Below are 16370 nucleotides of genomic sequence, written 5' to 3' on the forward strand. Positions count from 1 at the left end.
TGCGACAAAGGTCGTAATGGTCAAGTCCGCATCGGCCCGTCATCGGTCGGTGATGCGGCCTTGCGGGCCGTGAAGGGATGAAGGACGCGCGATGATGCCAGGCGAGACACCAGCGAGCCAGCCCTGCGCCATCGTGGTCATGGGCGTCAGCGGCAGCGGCAAGTCGACGCTGTCGGCCCGGCTCGGCGAGCGGCTCGGCTGCCCGGTGCTGGAGGGCGACTCCTACCATTCGGCCGAGAACGTCGCGAAGATGCAGGCCGGCCACGCACTGACCGACGCGGATCGCTGGCCATGGCTCGATCGGCTGGGGGCCGCGATCGGCGACGCGGCCCGCACCGGCGGCGTCGCGGTCGCCGCCTGTTCGGCGCTCAAGCGCGTCTATCGCGAACGGCTGGAGACGGCGGCGGCAATGCCGCTCCATTTCGTCCTGCTCGACACGGGCGCGGCGGAGATCGAACGACGGATGGAAAGCCGGGCGGGCCATTATATGCCGTCCAGCCTGCTCGCCAGCCAGATCGCGACCCTGGAACGGCCGGGCCCCGACGAGCGCGCGATCACGCTCGATGCATCCCGCGCGCCGGACGATCTCAGCGTCGCGGTGCTCGACTGGGTGGAGGGCGTGTCGGCCTGACCGGAAACGGCGCATCACGGCATCAGCCGCTTGCGCCCTTGCGACAGATGCCAGCGCATCGCCAGCGCCGCGCCGTCCGCATCCTGTGCGCGGATCGCGTCGACGATCGCGTCATGCTCCTCCATCATCGCGCCGATCACCTCCGGCGCCCGCGCGCGCGAAATCTCGACGCCGGCGCGCAGGATGCGCATCACCGCGTCCTGCAAATGGTCGAAGACGGGCACGAAGGCGGCATTGGCCGTCGCCTCGAAGATCGTACGGTGCAGCAGCCAGTCCTCGTCATGCGCGGGGGCGTTGGACAGCAAGGCGGTGCGCAGCGCCGCCAGCGCCGCCTCGATCGCCTCCATCTGCTCGGGCGAACGCCGCTGCGCCGCCAGCCGCGCCGCCTCCGCCTCCAGCACGAAGCGCACTTCATAAGTGCCGAGCGTCGCCGCCAGCGCATCCATCGGCATATGGCTGCCGAGCCGGGCGGAGGGGCGGCGCTTCACATAGGAGCCGGCGCCGCGCCGCGCCTCGGTGATCCCGTCGGACGCCAACCGCGCCAGCGCCTCGCGGACGATGGTGCGCGACATGCCGAACGTCTCGGCCAGCCGGCTTTCGGAGGGCAGGCGGTCGCCGATCGCCAGGTCTTCCTCGGTGATGATGCGGACGATCGCCGTATAGGCCCGGTCCGCCAGTCGCCCCTCGCTCACCCGCGCCCCCTGTCCGAAATCGGGTCGTTCAAACGACATAGCTGAGCGCCACGACCAGCACGAGCCCGACGACGGAGATGGTCGTCTCCAGCAGGGACCAGGTGCGGAACGTGTCCGCCGTGCTGGTGCCGACATAGCTTTTGACCAGCCAGAAGCCCGGATCGTTGACATGGCTGAAGAAGACCGAGCCCGCGCCGATCGCCAGCACGACCAGTTCCGGCGAGACGCCCGAACTGGCGACCACGCCCGGCATCACGCCGACCGCGGTGATCGTCGCCACCGTCGCCGACCCGGCCGCCAGTCGGATGCCGACCGCGACCAGCCAGCCGAGCAGCAAGGGCGAGATGGCATACATCAGCACGACACGGGCCAGCAGGTCGGACAGGCCGGCGCTGACCAGCACCTGCTTCAGCGCGCCGCCCGCGCCGATCGCCAGCAGGATCGCGCCCGCCGCGCCCATCGTCTCCTGCCACACCGCATCCTGGATCGCCGCCTCGCGCAGCCGCCGGCCGAACAGCAGGGGCAAGGCGAGCAGGTTGGTGACGAGCAGCGCCACGACCGGATTGCTCGCCGCGACCAGCGCCGTGCTGCCCGACAGGCCGGGCAGCAGCTGGCCCAGCTCGCCGGTCGCGATCAGCAACACCGGCAACAGCACGATTAGCAGCGCCAGCGGCAGGGCGGGGGTGGCGATGGCTAGCTGGTGGTCGCCCAGCACCGGCGGGGCGAGGCGGACGCCGCGCGTCGTCACCTTGGCCAACAGCGGCCCGGCGAGGATCGCGGTCGGGATGGCGATGACGATGCCATAGAGCATGGTGCGCCCGAGATTGGCCCCCAGCGCTTCGACCGCCAGCAGCGGCCCCGGATGCGGCGGCACCAGGGCATGGACCACGCCCAGGCCGGCCAGTGCCGGCATGATCAGGCGCAGTCGCGCGGAGTCGCGGTCGGCATCGTCCGGCCCCGCCATCGCCTCGGCGGCCGCGACCACGATCGGCAGCAGCAGGACGAGGCCCGTCTCGAAGAACAGCGGCAGGCCGATGACGATCGCGATGCCGAGCGTCGCCCAGGGCGCCGCGCGCACGCCGGTCAATCCCAGCGCCGCGCGCGCCAAAGCGGCGGCCGCGCCCGACAGATGCAGCATCGCCCCCAGCGACAGGCCAAGCGCCACGACCAGGCCGGTGCCGCCGATGATGTCGCCGACGCCCTTCTGCACCGCCTTGGCGATGTCGGGCAGCGGCAGGCCGGCGAGCAGGCCGACCGTGAACGCACCGCAGAGAAGGCCGATAAAGGGATGCAGCCGACCGCGCACGATCATCAGCACGGCCAGCAAAATGCCCGCCAGCGCCGCGCCGATCAGCCGGACGTCGCCGCCGGTCAATGCACCGCTCACGCCCGCGTCTCCGGCCTTGGCATCTGTCCGGTCCGTGCTGGCCGCATCGCATCCTCCCTTGCTTCATGGGCGGCGCATTCGCCTGTCCCGGGGACTAGCTGTAGGACAGATTTTTGCGGATCGGCAAGAAAAAAGCCTTGATTGCAAGGGGTGACGGGGATCATAGATAAAATCTGTCCAACCGGATCGCGCCCAGCGCCGGTGGGATCATGATATTTCGACCGGCCCGTCAGGTGGCCGGCGAGCCCCGGCCGAAGGGCCGCCAGAGGAGGATGACGATGGAAGCGACCGTCCACACCAGCCGCCAGCCAGACGCGATCGAGTCGCCGCTGGCGCAGCTGACCCCCACCCAGATGAAGGTCATGCGCGGCGTCCATTCGGGCCTGCTCAACAAGCAGATCGCCTTCGACCTCGGCATCGCCGAGGCGACGGTGAAGGCGCACATGACCGCGCTGATGCGCAAGCTCAACGTCCGCAACCGGACCCAGGTCGCCATCGCCGCACAGGCGCTGAGCCTCTGACATAAAAAAACGGCGCGCCGAAGCGCGCCGTCCCGACCATGATGGTGGAGACGGCCCCGAACCTGTCCGAGGCCGTCTTTTTGCGGTCAGAGCTTGAAGCCGACGCTCACGCGGAAGCTGCGGCCCAGGAAAGCGTCATAATAGCGATTGGCGCTGACCGAGAAGGGGAAAGGCACCTTCTTGTCGAGCACGTTGTTGACGATCAACCGGATGTTGAATCGATCGCTCAGATCGTAGCCGGCTGACGTGTTGAACATCCAATAGGCGCCGATGCGCGGATACTCGTAATTGCTGTCCGGTACGTTGACATTGATGCGGGTCGGGCCATTGTAGATGGACTGCCACATCAGGTTGAAGCCGCCATTGTCGTAATTGACGTTCGCGGTGAAATTATCCTTCGGCTCCTGCGTCGTGCCTACCTTGTACTGGATGTCGCCGCTGCCCACCCGGTAATAATGCTCGATCGTGTGCAGGTAATTGACGCCGACCGACAAGGTGCCGGCCGCCTCACTCGCCCCCAGTCGCGTGAAGGGAAGGGTGTAGGCGAAACCGCCCTGAATGCCCCGGAAACGTTCGATGCCGATATTGTAGTTTCCGGTGGTGAACGACGTCACCTGGCCGTTCGCATCGCGGGTGAAGCTGCCGCAGAACGGGCTGTTCGGATAATTGGCGGAATCGTAGCAGGCGTTCATCACATCGACGAGTTCGAGCGAGGCGACTTCGTTCTTTACGTCGATATGGACATAGTCTCCTGACAGGCGCAGGCCGGGGATGAACTTCGGCTCGAAGACGCCGCCCGCCGTCCAGCTATTACCGATTTCGTTCTGCAGGTTGGGATTGCCACCCGAACGTCCGGCAGCCGTGTAGTCGACCACGTTGGACGTGAAGTTGGCGGGTAATCCGGCCGCCGCGCAATTGGCGGCGCGTTTGCTCGGGTTCGGTCCGCCTTTGATGTACCGGCTGTCGCATGGATCGTTAGCGGCGGAGAAGACCTGCCCGATCGGTGCGAACAATTCGGTGATGGCGGGCGCGCGCAGCGACCGTGTGTAGTTCCCGCGCAGCGTCAGGCCCTTGAACGGCGCATATTTGCCGCCGCCGGTATAAGCCCAGAAGCCACCGGTCATGCTGTTCCTGACATAACGGGCCGCGCCTTGGAGTTCCAGGCTGTGGATCAGTGGGACGTGCATGTCGCCCGACACCAGCGGCACGTTCAGTTCGGTGAAGAACTCGTTGGTGTGATAGGAACCGGCGACCGGATCGATCGGAATGGGATTGCCATATTGGGTCCGGGTTCCATCCCCGTTGGGCTCGCCATAATAGAAGGTGCCAGGCCGGAAATTGGTGGACTCGTAGCGATGCTCATAGCCGAGGACGAACTTGGCGAAGCCGGCGGGCAGCTTGATCAGGTCGCCCTTGATGTCGGCGATCACGTCGCCCTGGATGTTCTGTTGCGTGGGGGTAGCGATGGCGGTGATGTAATTCATCGCCGCCTGGCTGGCCTGGTGGACACCGAAGATGTTGAGCGGCGCACAGGTTGCGCTGATCGTCGGGATCGTCGCATTGGTGGCACCGGGAGCGCAGGTGATATTTCCACTGGCATCCCGCACGGCATTGATGGCGTTGAAGAAGTTTTTTGTCACCAGTTCACGCGCGGTGGTCTTGGTGTTCGAACGGCCGTAGATACCCTTCACTTCCCAGGTCAGCGTGCGATCGCCGAAATGCAGGTCGCCGTCCAACCCGCCGACGACGCGATAGAGATCGGTGGCGGTCCGGAACCTGCCGGTTGCCAGGTCGGTGTTGGCACGCGCCAGATAGAATTTATCGGTCGGCTGGCCATTGGCGGCGAGATTGCTGATGATCGTCGCCCGGTCCGCCGCACTCAGGAACGGGTTGGCCGTGCTGATGACCAGATTGCCGTTGGTCTCTCCCGCGTTGCCGAACAGGGCGGTGTTGTAGAAGGGTTGACCGCGAAGATTGGTCGCGATGCTGCGGCCGTACCAAGCCTCGCCCGAGAAGCGCAGGCTGTCACTGAAATCGTAGTGGAACAGCGCCGTTCCCGAGAAGCGGCTGCTGTCGACCTGGAAGTTGCCGAAGTCGCGGATGCGGAAGCCGTCACCACCGGCCTGGATCAGGCTCTGTCCGGTGATTTCGCCATTGTTGAAGGGCGTCAGCGACCCGTTCGCCCCGAAGAAGAGTGCGCGACCCTGTGCATCGGTGATCGCGGAGGACCGCCGACCGGACAGGATCGGTACCCCGTCATTCACCATCGGCATGCCGGTGTTGGTGAACACGGCGTAGCGCTGACCACCATAATAAAGCTGCTGCTGGAACGGCTTGCCACGTTGCGCACGCGTGAAGAACGGCGCATCGCCGCTTTGATAGAAGATCTCGGACGTCGGGATGCCGTTCTGCTTGTCATATTGCATGCTGAGCGTGATGTTGCCGCGCTCTTCGTCAAAGTTCTGACCGACCAGGCCCGACACATTATAGGTGGCGCCGCGGCCGCGCTCGGAGACACCGGACTGTCCGGCGAAGGACAGACCCTGGTAGTTGCGCTTGAGGATGACGTTGACCGTACCCGCGATCGCATCCGAGCCGTAGATCGGCGCGCCGCCGACCGACACCGTCTCGACGCGATCGACCAGGTTGGTCGGCAGTGACGCGAAGTCGACCGGGCTTCCCGCGACCGGACCGAACAACGAAGAACTGGCGCTCGATACGAAGCGGTTGCCGTTGACCAGGGTCAGCGTCCGCTGCGCACTCAGATTGTACATGTTGACGAAGGTCTGGCCTGCGCTGCCGAAGCCCTGGCCGCCGACCGGGCTGTTGCCGGGCACGCTGAAGACCGGCAGTTCGAGGAGCGCCATGCCCAGATTGGTATAGCCACGCTTTGCGATGGTCTCCGCCGTGATCGCCTGGGTCGGCTGTGCCGCGATCGGCGACTGCGCGATGCGTGAGGCGGTGACGACGATCTCGTCACTGGCCTCTGGCGTCGTCGTTGTCGCCTGCGCGTCGACCGACGGCGCTGTGGACGTCGCGGACGCCGCGTCCTGCGCTGCCGCAGGCGTGGCGAGTGTGACGCTGGTTGCGAGCAAGGCGGTGCCAAAGAGGTAGCGAGATCGCATGATTGTGTCCCCTGTTCTCAGATCGACGGGGATCGTAACGTTGCCAAACCGTCATATTCAACTGGATCAATAAATCTGAGTTTATATGCTACATCTATGTTGTATTTGTGCAACACGACTGGGATGCGTTCGTCCGATCGGATCGCCCAGCTACGACTTTGGTCGCGCATGAACGCCGAAACCCCGACGTCTAGAGAAAACCGTGTAAAAACAACGGGAGACGGGTGATGAAGGCGATGTGGCTGCTCGGTTCGGCGATGATCCTCGCAACCTCGCCCGCCCAGGCGGCCTCGACCTCCGTCTATGCCACCGCCCCGGCTGAGCCGCGCGCGGTGACCGTGCGCGGCGTCGGCGACGGCAAGGCGGACGACAGCGCCGCCATCCAGCAGGCGATCGACGCGGCGGCGGCGGGGGGGCATGGCGGCATCGTCTTCCTGCCCTCCGGCCGCTACCGGATCAGCCGCACCATCTTCATCCGCACCGCCGTGCGCGTCTTCGGCGTGGGCAAGACCCGGCCGGAAATCATCCTAGCCGACAATAGCGAGGGTTTCGGCTCGGGCGTCGCGGCGATGCTGAGCTTCTCCGGCGAGGACCAGTATCGCAGCGGCAAGCCCGCCGTGCCGCCGCCGACCAGCGTGCCCTTCGACCCCACCGTCTTCGACGCCACGTCCAGCACCTTCTATTCGGCGCTGGCCAATGTCGATTTCCGGATCGGCGATGGGAATGCCGGGGCGGTCGCGGTGCGGTTCCGCGTCGCGCAGCACGGCTATGTCCGCCATGCCGACTTCCATATCGGATCGGGGCTGGCCGGCGTCTATCAGGCGGGCAACGAGTTCGAGGATCTGCGCTTCTATGGTGGCCGCTACGGCATCATCACCGAGAAGACCTCGCCCGCCTGGCAATTCACGCTGATCGACAGCGAGTTCCAGGGCCAGCGCGACGCCGCGATCCGCGAGCATGAGGTCGACCTGACCCTGGTCAATGTCGCGATCCGCGACACGCCGGTCGGGATCGAGATCGATCGCGGCTATTCGGACTCGCTTTGGGGCAAGAATGTCCGGTTCGAGAATGTCTCCAAGGCGGGCGTCGTCGTCTCGGAGGAGAAGAGCGCCTTCACGCAAATCGGCTTCGACAATGCGATCGCGGTCAATATGCCGGTCTTCGCGCGCTTCCGCGACAGCGGTCGGACGGTGGCGGGGCAGGGGCCGCGCTACCGGGTCAGCGACTTCTCCTATGGGTTGAAGCTGCCCGGCCTCGGCACGATCGGCGAGTTCGCGACCGACGTGACGATGGCGCCGATCGCGCGCGTGCCGGCGCGGCGGACGGCCGCGATCCGCGCGCTGCCGCCGGTGTCGCAATGGGCCAATGCGCATGACCTGGGCGTGAAGGGCGACGACGCGACCGACGATACCGCCGCGCTGCAACGCGCGATCGACACGCACCGTGTCGTCTATCTGCCGATCGGGCGCTACCGCGTCACCGACACGCTGCGGCTGCGGCCGGACAGCGTGCTGATCGCGCTCCACCCCAGCCTGACGCATCTCTACCTGCCCGACGAGACGCCGGCCTATAGCGGCGTCGGCGGTCCCAAGGCGCTGCTGCAAAGCGCCAAGGGCGGCAATGCCATCGTCCATGGCCTGGGCCTGTGGACCGGCGGCGTGAACCCGCGCGCGACCGCGCTGCTGTGGAAGGCGGGCGAGGCGTCGATGGTCAACGACGTAAAGATCCAGGGCGGCGGCGGCACCGTGCTGACCAAGGGCAGCCCGATCGGCTTCGGCGATCCGCGCGCGCGCTTCGACGGGCAGCATCCCAGCATCTGGGTGACGGACGGCGGCGGCGGCACCTTCGCCGCGCTCTGGTCGCCCAACACGCTCGCCTCCGCCGGCTTCTATGTGTCGGACACCAAGACGCCCGGCCATGTCTATGAATTGTCGGCCGAGCATCATTACCGGGCGGAGATCGTGCTCGACCATGTCGAGAATTGGGAGTTTCTGGCCCCGCAGACCGAGCAGGAGGTCCGCGACGGCGTCAACGCCATCTCGACCGAGATGCGCAACTCGCGCAACATCCTGTTCGCCAACTATCATGGCTATCGCGTCACCCGCACGATCAAGCCGATGGACGCGGCGGTGAAGCTCTACAATTCGGGCGATATCCGCTTCCGCAACGTGCATGTGAACGCGGAGAGCGGTTTCGCCAGTTGCGACGCCAAGGGCTGCGGCACCTATACCCGCGCTAGCAAATTCCCGTTCGAGAATGCGATCAAGGACATGACGCGCCAGCAGGAGGTGCGCGAGCGCGAATTCGCGAAGCTCGACGTGCCGGCCGCACCCGCGACCGCCGCCACCGCATCGGCGGTGCCGGTAACGGCGGGGGTGACGAAGCTGGCGGACGGCTTCTACTCGATCGCGGGCGGCGCGACCGATGCCCGGGGCAAGCTCTATTTCATCGACCGCGAGTTCCAGCGCATCCATGGCTGGTCGAAGGCGGAGGGGCTGTCGATCGTCGCCGACGCGCCGCTCGATGCGGTCAATCTGGCGGTCGACCGTTCGGGCCGGCTGATGGTCCAGTCGTCCGCCGGGCGCGACGGCAGCGTCTACAGCATCGATCCCAAGGCTCCCAACGACGTTCGTCCGATCGCGCCGACCCCGAGCGTGGCGCGGCGGAACGCGCGTACGCTGATGCCGGTCAATGTCTGGGCCAATGGCGAGTTCGCCGATCGTATCGATCCTAAGACCTATGAATTTCCGCCCATCTCGCACTTCTTCACCAGCAAGATGGGCGAGGCGCGGCCGCAGGATTACGTCTCGCCGGACGGATCGCTGGTGCTGCCCGCGTTCCGCGTGTGGAACCAGGGGCCGGACGATCATCGCGGCTGGCGCTGGTCGGACACGCTCGACAGCTATGGCCTGGTCGGGCCGGGCGCGGACGGCCGGGTGGTGCTGACCAACGGGTCGGAGAACTTGACCTATAGCGGCGTGGTCGGACCGCAGGGGACGCTGAGCGACCTGAAGGTCGTGGCGGATCGCGGCGGCGAGAGCGTGGCGCGCGACGAGGCCGGCAATCTCTATGTCGCGAACGGCCAGGTGTTCGTCTATGCTCCCGACGGTACGCTCACCCGGCGGATCGACGTGCCCGAGCGGCCGCTGCAACTGGTGATCGGCGGAGAGGATCGGCGGACCTTGTTCATTCTCAGTCACCACGCGCTCTATTCGGTCGGTCTGTGAGCGCAGCCATGATCGATCGCCGCCGCCTGCTGGCCGGTGGACTGGCGCTGGCCGGCACGGCTGGTTGGGTGGGCGCGGCGGCGGAGCCCGTCGCCACGCTTCGCCGCCTGTCGCCCAAGCTCGACCGGATGATCGCGCCGGACGCGCGCATCGACGTGATCGCGCGCGGCATCCGCTGGGCGGAGGGGCCGGTCTGGGTGCCGGGCGGCGATTACCTGTTGTTCAGCGATCCACCCGCCAATCTGGTGCGGCGCTGGGACCGCAAGGCGGGACGCGTCGCGCCCTTCCTCTCGCCCTCGGGGGCGGGCGACACCGATCCGAAACTGGTGCGCGAGCCGGGGGCGAACGGCTTGGCGCTCGACCATCAGGGGCGGCTGCTGATCGCCAATAGCGGCGGCCGGTCGATCGACCGGCTCGACCTGAAGACCCAGCGGCGGGAGACCCTGATCGACCGCTATCAGGGCAAGCGCTTCAACAGCCCCAACGACCTGCATGTCGCCAAGGACGGCGCGATCTATTTCACCGATCCGCCCTATGGACTGGCGGATGCCGACCATTCGCCCTTGCGGGAGACGGCGGTGAACGGCGTCTATCGCCAGTCGCCGGACGGGACGATCGACCTGATCGACGGCACGCTGACCCGGCCCAACGGCATCGCCCTCTCACCGGACGAGCGGCAACTCTATGTCTCCGTGTCGGACGACACCGCGCCACGGATCATGCGCTATGATCTCGACGCCGCCGGTCGTCCCGGCGCGGGGCGGGTCTGGCTGGACGCGAAGCCGATGCAGACGGGCGGCGCGCCCGGCCTGCCCGATGGCATGAAGGTCGCGCGCGACGGCACGCTGGTCTGCTCGGTGCCGGGGGGCATGATGCTGCTGACGCCCGAGGCCGAGCCGCTCGGCCTGATCGCGACCGGCGCGCCGATCGCCAATGCCGCCTTTGGCGAAGGCGGGCGGGCGCTGTTCCTGACCGCCAACGACCGCGTGCTACGCGTGCCGCTCCGGGCGGGGTGGCAGGGATAGTCCCGATCCGATCTCCCCGATGGGGGAGACGGTCAGCCTATTTCGCAGCAGACGGCCATTTCGTGCCGAGCAGCACCAGCCGGTCGCCGGTGATGCCGAACCAGTGCGGCACGCCGGCCGGCACCAGGATCACGTCGCCGGGTGCCAGTCGCCGCGTCGTGCCGCCGACGATCCGGTCGCCCTCGGTCAGGTCGGGCTTGACGACGCGGGACACGTCCAGCGTACCGCCGGAGATCAGCGTGCCGGCCCCCGAAAGGACGATCGCATATTCGGCCTGATCGGGATGGACGGCCGGCTTGCCCGGCTTCTTCCAGATTTCGATCGCCGCCGAGCGATCACCGTCGCGGACCAGCGGCTGCCAGGCGAAACCCTGACCGGGCTCCATCGCCTTGTCCATCGCCTCCACCTGCGCCTTCACCTCGGCGCTGGTGGCGAAGCCGGTCGGGTCGGCGGCCTGCGCCGCCACCGGGGCGGCGAGCAGCAGTGCGAGCAGCAACAGCCTCATGCCCGGCCGTCCAGCCGGATCGTGCGGCCCTCGCGTGCGGAGCGATAGATGGCCTCCACTATCCGCATGTCGCGCAGACCCTCCTCGCCCGAGACGATCGGCTCTTGCCCGGAGCGGATGCACTGCACCAGATGGTCGAGCTGCCCCGCAAACTGCGTCTTGGCGGGGCCGGGGGGTGGCGTGATCTCCTGCTCGCGGCCGTCCTTGCCGGTCCACATCCTGTTGCCGTCATAGCGGGTGGCGGGCTCCAGCTCGATCCGGCCGGTATCGCCCATCAGCAGGATGTGGTTCTGGTTGGCGCTGTACATGGACTGGCAGCCGGCGATCACGCCCGACGGGAATTCCAGCGTCCATTCGATCATGTCCTCCACCTCTGTGAAGCGGGGATCGCGGCGATCGGTGGACTCGCGCGCGGTGACGGCGATCGGCTCCTCGTTGGTCATGTAGCGCGCCGCCTGGAGGCTGTAGACGCCCATGTCCATCAGCGATCCGCCGCCCGCCAGCGCCCGTTTCAGACGCCACGCCTCGGGCGAGCGCTGGACGAAGCCGTGTTCGGTTCGAACATAGCGGAGCTTGCCCGCCGCACCCGTTTTGGCCAGCCGCATCGCCTCCAGGTTGAACGGCTCGAAATGGCAGCGATAGCCGATCATCAGCTTGCGATTGGCCTGTTTGCACGCGGCGATCATCGCCTCGCATTCGGCGACGGAGATCGCCATCGGCTTCTCGCACATCACATGCTTGCCGGCCTTCGCCGCGCGGATCGTATATTCCGCGTGCATCGAATTGGGCAGGCAGACATAGACGATGTCCACGTCCGGATTGTTGCGGATGCTGTCGAACGTCTCATAGGAATAGATGGAGCGCGCCGGCAGCTTATGCTCCGCCGCGACCCGTTGCGCCTTGGCCGGATCGCCGCTGACCACGGCGGCGAGGCGGCTGTGCGCGCAATTGGCGAATTGCGGGATGATGACGTTCAAGCCGTAGGTGCCCAGGCCGACAATGGCATAGCCGAGCGGCCGGTCACCGCGCCCGGCCGCCCAGCCGGTCGAGGTCAGTGACAGCGCGGCGGCGGACAGGATCAGGTCGCGGCGGGCGATTTCCATGGGGGCATAGTCTCCGTTCGGTCGGAGAATGGTCCCCAAAAACAACCGCTTCAAGCGAACATTTCGGCTGCAATCCTTTGTTTGGTCGTAGACGCGCAGCGGGATCAGGCAGCGGCGGCGGCGCGGGGCATCCCGTAGAGATAACCCTGACCCAGCCGGCATCCCAGCGCGCGCAGGGCCACCGCCTGCGCCTCGGTCTCGACCCCCTCCGCCACCACCGCCTTGCCCAGGTCGTCGCCCAGGCTGACGATCGCATGGATGATCGCGGCGGCGCCCTGATCGTCCTCCACCACGCCGGCGGTAAAGGATCGGTCGATCTTGATCGTATCGATCGGCAGGCGACGCAGATGGATCAGCGAGGCGAAGCCGGTGCCGAAATCGTCGAGCGCCAGCTTGATGCCGGCCGCGCTCAGTTCGTGCAGCGTCTGGACCACCGCCTCCGCGCCGCGATCCAGCATCACGCTCTCGGTCACCTCGACGCAGAGCAGGCTGGGTGCCACGCCATGATGCGCCAGCCGGTCGAGCACCCGCCGCGCCGCGCCGGGTTCGGCGAGTTGCAGCGACGTGAAGTTGACGCCCAGCCGGCCGATGCCGCCATTCGCATCGCGCAGATGCGCCAGCGCGCTTTCCAGCACCCAGGCCTGGATGCGCGGCGCGACCGTGCTGCTGGTCAGGACCGTTTCGAACTGGCTCGGCGCCATCAGGCCATAGATCGGATGCTGCCAGCGCAGCAGCGCTTCATGCCCCTCGACCCGGCGGGAGGCGAGGTCGACGATTGGTTGCAGGAACAGGCGGAACTCGCCGTGCTGCAATGCCGCTTCCGCATCGTTCGCCAGCGCCGCCTGGGCGCGACGGTCGACGCGCAGCAGCGGATGGTAGGATTGATGCCGACCGCGCCCCAGGCGCTTGGCCTTGTACAGCGCGAGATCGGCATTCTGGTAGAGCAGGTCGGGCGCGTCCGCATCCTCCGGAAAGCGCGCCGAGCCGATGCTGAGCGAGATGACGCCGCGTTCCTCGGCGAAGTGCCAGGTGGCGCCCTGCACCTGGTCGAGCGCGGGACCGGTCATCATGTCGTCCCGCAGCAGCAGCGCGAACTCGTCGCCGCCGATCCGTGCCGCAAAGCCGCCCTGCTCCTCCGCCACATCGGCCAGCATCCGGCCGACCTGGCGCAGCAATGCGTCGCCGCCAGCATGGCCCAGCCGATCGTTCACCTGCTTCAGATAGTCCATATCCACCAGATACAGGGTGAAGCCATGGCCGCTGTCGATCAGGCTGGTGACATCGTGCTGGAACCGCTGGCGATTGCCCAGCCCGGTCAGGAAATCGGTCTGCGCCGACAGATGGATGGCGCGCGCCTCCGCCCGTTCGACATCGCGGGCGGTACGCGCCTGATCGCGTTCGGTGCGCAACCGCTCGAACCGATCGGCAATGGCGAGCGACAGGACCAGCGCCTCGAAGGCGAAGGCGGAAAAGGTGGCCATGTCGATCGAATCGCTGCTCGGCACCAATCCCAGATTGCGACCGAGCCGGGCAAGCAGCATCACGATCACCGGCCCCCAGCCGAGCAGGTAGAAACGCGCCGCCCGGCTGCCCCGCCATAGCGCGACCATGCCGGCCAAACCGACCCATAAGGTGGCGATCCCTGCCAGGACGTTCAGCGCCCGGTCGCTCAGGACCGGCGGGACGGGGGCGCCGATCGAGGCGACCAGGCCCGCCACGATGCCGGCATATCCCAGCAGCCGCCCCCCGCGCGGCATCCAGGCGGGCAGTTGCTCTTCGTCGACCAGAGCGAAGAAAAAGCCATTGCCGACCGCGATCAGCAGTCCGACCAGGACATAGTCGACCCGTACCGCCATCGGCCCGACCAGGCCGGGCACCAGGAAGCCGGCGACGTTCGACCAGATCAGGCCATAGATCAGCGACAGGCTGGCCCAGAGCACGTACCAGCGACGATAGGTCCAGTGCCGCTGCACCCGCTGCCGGACGGGACCGATCACCAGATTATAGCAGAGCGCCGAGAGCACGGTGCCGGTGAACAGGCCCATGATCCACAGCCAGGGCGCGTCGGTGGAGCCCGGCCCGTCTGCCGGTTGCGCGTCGAGCCGGCGGATCAGCGACAGATCGTCGATCCCTGCAAAGCCGAGATACAGGCCGCGCACCGCCGCGCCGGGCTGGTTGATCGTGAAGAACAAGCGACCGCCCGGCGCCCAATGGCCGTCCAGCGCCTGATGATCCAGCACGGTCCGACGCGATCCCTCGACCGTATCCACCAGAAGCGCGACCTTGCGGAAGCGGGTCTGGTCGAAGGCGACGCGCCAGCCGGGCTGGAGTCCCTGCAATCGGGTGGCGTCGAGGCGCAGCCAGAGCCAACCTTGCGCGGCAGCGGACGGCTTGGCTGTGCCGCACCGATAGGTCGCTCGGCGTACCGTCATGGGGGCGGCCGCATCGACCAGGATCGTGCCGCACAGACCGGGGCGAAGATCGATCGATTGTCCTTGCGCCGAGAGAGGCACGGCCGTCAGCCAGAGCAGCACAAGCCAGCCGAGCTTCATCCCCAATCGCATCAGCGCCCTCGGACCGCCGGTGCCCCCGCCCCGGCTTTTTCCTCAAACCGCAAGTGTTATAGGGAGTTAGGTGAACAAGATAGTCAAAATGGTTCAATTGGACGCAAGGATGTTACCGGCTTCATTCCCGTTATGGGGCGGTGTCCCGGACCAGATGCGCGCCGCCCTGCGCGTCGAGGTCCAGCATCTGCGGCTGTGTGGCGCCATAGGCCGGCCAGGCGGGCAGGGCGGGGCTCGCCGGGTTTCCGGTGCGGACGAACTGGACCAGATAGGCGCTCGCCGTCCTGCCCGCCGCCCGGTCCGTCGCGCTGGTCGCCGCACCATATTTGATCGCGGCGGTATCGAAGAAGAAGGGGATGTCGGTGGCGTGCCCGGCGCCCTGAGTCTCCGGCGTGCGTGCCGACGACGCGACATAGGAGAAGCGGTAATAATAGGTCGGCACGCCCCGCGCCGCCAGTTGCGCCGCCGTGCTGCGCGCGCCTGCGATCATATAGCCGTTCGGTCCGCCGATATCGGCGCTAGTCGCGCCGAGCATGATGGGCACCTGCCGGAAGCGGCCACTGGCATAGGCGGTGCTGGGAACGATGGTGATCAGCCCGTCGACGATCGGACCGCTATAGGTGCGGGGCTGGCCCGGTGGCGGGGCCATGGCGGCCAGGTTGAGGCCGTCGACCACCGCCTCCGCCGGCAGCGCGCGCAGCTTCGCCAGCGCCTGCGGATCGTCGGCGGCGATCCCCTTGGCCGTCGCGAAGGCGACGCCGATCGCCTCGGCTTCCGCCAGGCTGGGGCCGGGGGTGGTGCCGGGGCCGCCCGACTGGATCACTGCCTTGTGGAACAGGGCCGCACCCTTGGGCTCCTTCATCAGCAGTGGCGAGGTGAGCAGGTTGTGGACCGACATGCCGCCAGCGCTCTCGCCGATGATCGTCACATTGTCCGGATCGCCACCAAAGGCAGCGATGTTGCGCCGGACCCAGCGTAGCGCGGCGATCTGGTCCAGATAGCCGTAATTGCCCAGATAGGGGCCATCGGCCTTGGCGCGCGTCAATGCCGGATGGGCAAAGGTGCCGAACCGGCCCAGGCGGTAATTGAAGCTGACCACCATGATGCCTTGTCGGGCGAGGTCCGCCCCCGAATAGGTCGGCGGTGACGACCCGCCATTGACGAAACCGCCGCCATAGATCCAGACCATCACCGGCAGCTTGGCCTTGGCGCCGGCCGGCTTCCAGACATTGGCGTAGAGGCAGTCCTCCGCTGGCGGCGTGCCGAGCGGCGCGGCGTCGCTGGGGAAGGGGAGCTGCATGCAGTCATGGCCGTAGCGGGTGGCGTCGCGCTCCCCCGACCAGGCTGCCGCCGGCTGTGGCGCGCGCCAGCGCAGCGGCCCGACCGGCGGCGCGGCGAAGGGAATGCCCTTGAACGACACCACCCCGGCTGCGCTGCCGCCGCGCAGCGTACCGGTGTCGATGCGGACCCGGGGCGGCGTGGCCTCCTGCGCCAGAACGGGGAGTGCGGTGGTCATGGCAAGCGCGGCCAGGGCAAAGGCGGTACGCATCGAAAATCCTCCCCGGATAATATCTATTTACGTCATCCTAC

At 67.1% G+C, this 16370-nt stretch carries 11 protein-coding genes; 4 read left to right on the forward strand and 7 right to left on the reverse strand.

The window, feature by feature from the left end; genetic code table 11:
- Window positions 1-91 precede the first annotated feature (91 nt).
- Window positions 92-631: a gluconokinase gene (locus tag QE452_RS05460; protein WP_309660149.1), complete on the forward strand. Its 540-nt coding sequence runs from the start codon at window positions 92-94 to the stop codon at window positions 629-631.
- A 14-nt stretch (window positions 632-645) separates the two neighbouring features.
- Here the strand turns inward: QE452_RS05460 and QE452_RS05465 are convergent, their stop codons facing one another.
- Window positions 646-1362, reverse strand: coding sequence for a FadR/GntR family transcriptional regulator (locus tag QE452_RS05465; RefSeq protein ID WP_405052737.1), 717 nt, complete (start codon window positions 1360-1362; stop codon window positions 646-648).
- Entirely contained in the window at window positions 1352-2698 is a 1347-nt protein-coding gene (locus QE452_RS05470) for a gluconate:H+ symporter (protein WP_309660274.1), read from the reverse strand. Before QE452_RS05470 ends, QE452_RS05465 begins: the two co-directional genes overlap by 11 nt.
- 290 nt (window positions 2699-2988) lie before the next feature.
- On the opposite strand from QE452_RS05470, the gene QE452_RS05475 reads away from it, so the two are divergent.
- On the forward strand, window positions 2989-3231 hold the full coding sequence (locus QE452_RS05475) for a helix-turn-helix transcriptional regulator (protein WP_125993834.1): 243 nt from the start codon (window positions 2989-2991) through the stop codon (window positions 3229-3231).
- 86 nt (window positions 3232-3317) lie between these two features.
- Here the strand turns inward: QE452_RS05475 and QE452_RS05480 are convergent, their stop codons facing one another.
- Complete coding sequence (locus tag QE452_RS05480) at window positions 3318-6356, reverse strand: TonB-dependent receptor domain-containing protein (RefSeq protein ID WP_309660150.1); 3039 nt, start codon at window positions 6354-6356, stop codon at window positions 3318-3320.
- 227 nt (window positions 6357-6583) lie between these two features.
- On the opposite strand from QE452_RS05480, the gene QE452_RS05485 reads away from it, so the two are divergent.
- Complete coding sequence (locus QE452_RS05485; RefSeq protein ID WP_309660151.1) at window positions 6584-9583, forward strand: glycosyl hydrolase family 28-related protein; 3000 nt, start codon at window positions 6584-6586, stop codon at window positions 9581-9583.
- Between the two features lie 8 nt (window positions 9584-9591).
- Window positions 9592-10608 (forward strand): SMP-30/gluconolactonase/LRE family protein, encoded by a 1017-nt coding sequence (locus QE452_RS05490; RefSeq protein WP_309660152.1) that lies wholly within the window; start codon window positions 9592-9594, stop codon window positions 10606-10608.
- A gap of 37 nt (window positions 10609-10645) precedes the next feature.
- Here the strand turns inward: QE452_RS05490 and QE452_RS05495 are convergent, their stop codons facing one another.
- The 4 genes from QE452_RS05495 to QE452_RS05510 all read right to left on the reverse strand — a co-directional run bounded on the left by QE452_RS05495 (window position 10646) and on the right by QE452_RS05510 (window position 16329).
- Window positions 10646-11113 (reverse strand): cupin domain-containing protein, encoded by a 468-nt coding sequence (locus QE452_RS05495; RefSeq protein WP_309660153.1) that lies wholly within the window; start codon window positions 11111-11113, stop codon window positions 10646-10648.
- Window positions 11110-12216, reverse strand: a complete 1107-nt coding sequence (locus tag QE452_RS05500) for a Gfo/Idh/MocA family oxidoreductase (RefSeq protein ID WP_309660154.1) — start codon at window positions 12214-12216, stop codon at window positions 11110-11112. The genes QE452_RS05495 and QE452_RS05500 overlap by 4 nt, the downstream gene beginning before the upstream one ends.
- Window positions 12217-12320: 104 nt before the next feature.
- Window positions 12321-14768 carry an EAL domain-containing protein gene (locus tag QE452_RS05505; protein ID WP_309660155.1) on the reverse strand — a complete coding sequence of 816 codons (2448 nt, stop codon included), beginning with the start codon at window positions 14766-14768 and terminating at the stop codon, window positions 12321-12323.
- A gap of 142 nt (window positions 14769-14910) precedes the next feature.
- Window positions 14911-16329: a carboxylesterase/lipase family protein gene (locus QE452_RS05510; protein WP_405052739.1), complete on the reverse strand. Its 1419-nt coding sequence runs from the start codon at window positions 16327-16329 to the stop codon at window positions 14911-14913.
- Window positions 16330-16370 lie beyond the last annotated feature (41 nt).

Origin of the sequence: Sphingomonas sp. SORGH_AS_0438, assembly GCF_031453475.1 — a bacterium.
In the GTDB taxonomy this organism is placed as follows: domain Bacteria; phylum Pseudomonadota; class Alphaproteobacteria; order Sphingomonadales; family Sphingomonadaceae; genus Sphingomonas.

What these genes read in the sequence shown, in the direction of transcription:
- QE452_RS05490 (WP_309660152.1), top strand. Translation starts at nt 9,592, where the DNA reads ATGATCGATCGCCGCCGCCTGCTGGCCGGTGGACTGGCGCTGGCCGGC.
- QE452_RS05500 (WP_309660154.1), bottom strand. Translation starts at nt 12,216, where the DNA reads ATGGAAATCGCCCGCCGCGACCTGATCCTGTCCGCCGCCGCGCTGTCA.
- QE452_RS05475 (WP_125993834.1), top strand. Translation starts at nt 2,989, where the DNA reads ATGGAAGCGACCGTCCACACCAGCCGCCAGCCAGACGCGATCGAGTCG.
- QE452_RS05460 (WP_309660149.1), top strand. Translation starts at nt 92, where the DNA reads ATGATGCCAGGCGAGACACCAGCGAGCCAGCCCTGCGCCATCGTGGTC.
- QE452_RS05510 (WP_405052739.1), bottom strand. Translation starts at nt 16,329, where the DNA reads ATGCGTACCGCCTTTGCCCTGGCCGCGCTTGCCATGACCACCGCACTC.
- QE452_RS05485 (WP_309660151.1), top strand. Translation starts at nt 6,584, where the DNA reads ATGAAGGCGATGTGGCTGCTCGGTTCGGCGATGATCCTCGCAACCTCG.
- QE452_RS05495 (WP_309660153.1), bottom strand. Translation starts at nt 11,113, where the DNA reads ATGAGGCTGTTGCTGCTCGCACTGCTGCTCGCCGCCCCGGTGGCGGCG.
- QE452_RS05505 (WP_309660155.1), bottom strand. Translation starts at nt 14,768, where the DNA reads ATGAAGCTCGGCTGGCTTGTGCTGCTCTGGCTGACGGCCGTGCCTCTC.
- QE452_RS05465 (WP_405052737.1), bottom strand. Translation starts at nt 1,362, where the DNA reads ATGTCGTTTGAACGACCCGATTTCGGACAGGGGGCGCGGGTGAGCGAG.
- QE452_RS05480 (WP_309660150.1), bottom strand. Translation starts at nt 6,356, where the DNA reads ATGCGATCTCGCTACCTCTTTGGCACCGCCTTGCTCGCAACCAGCGTC.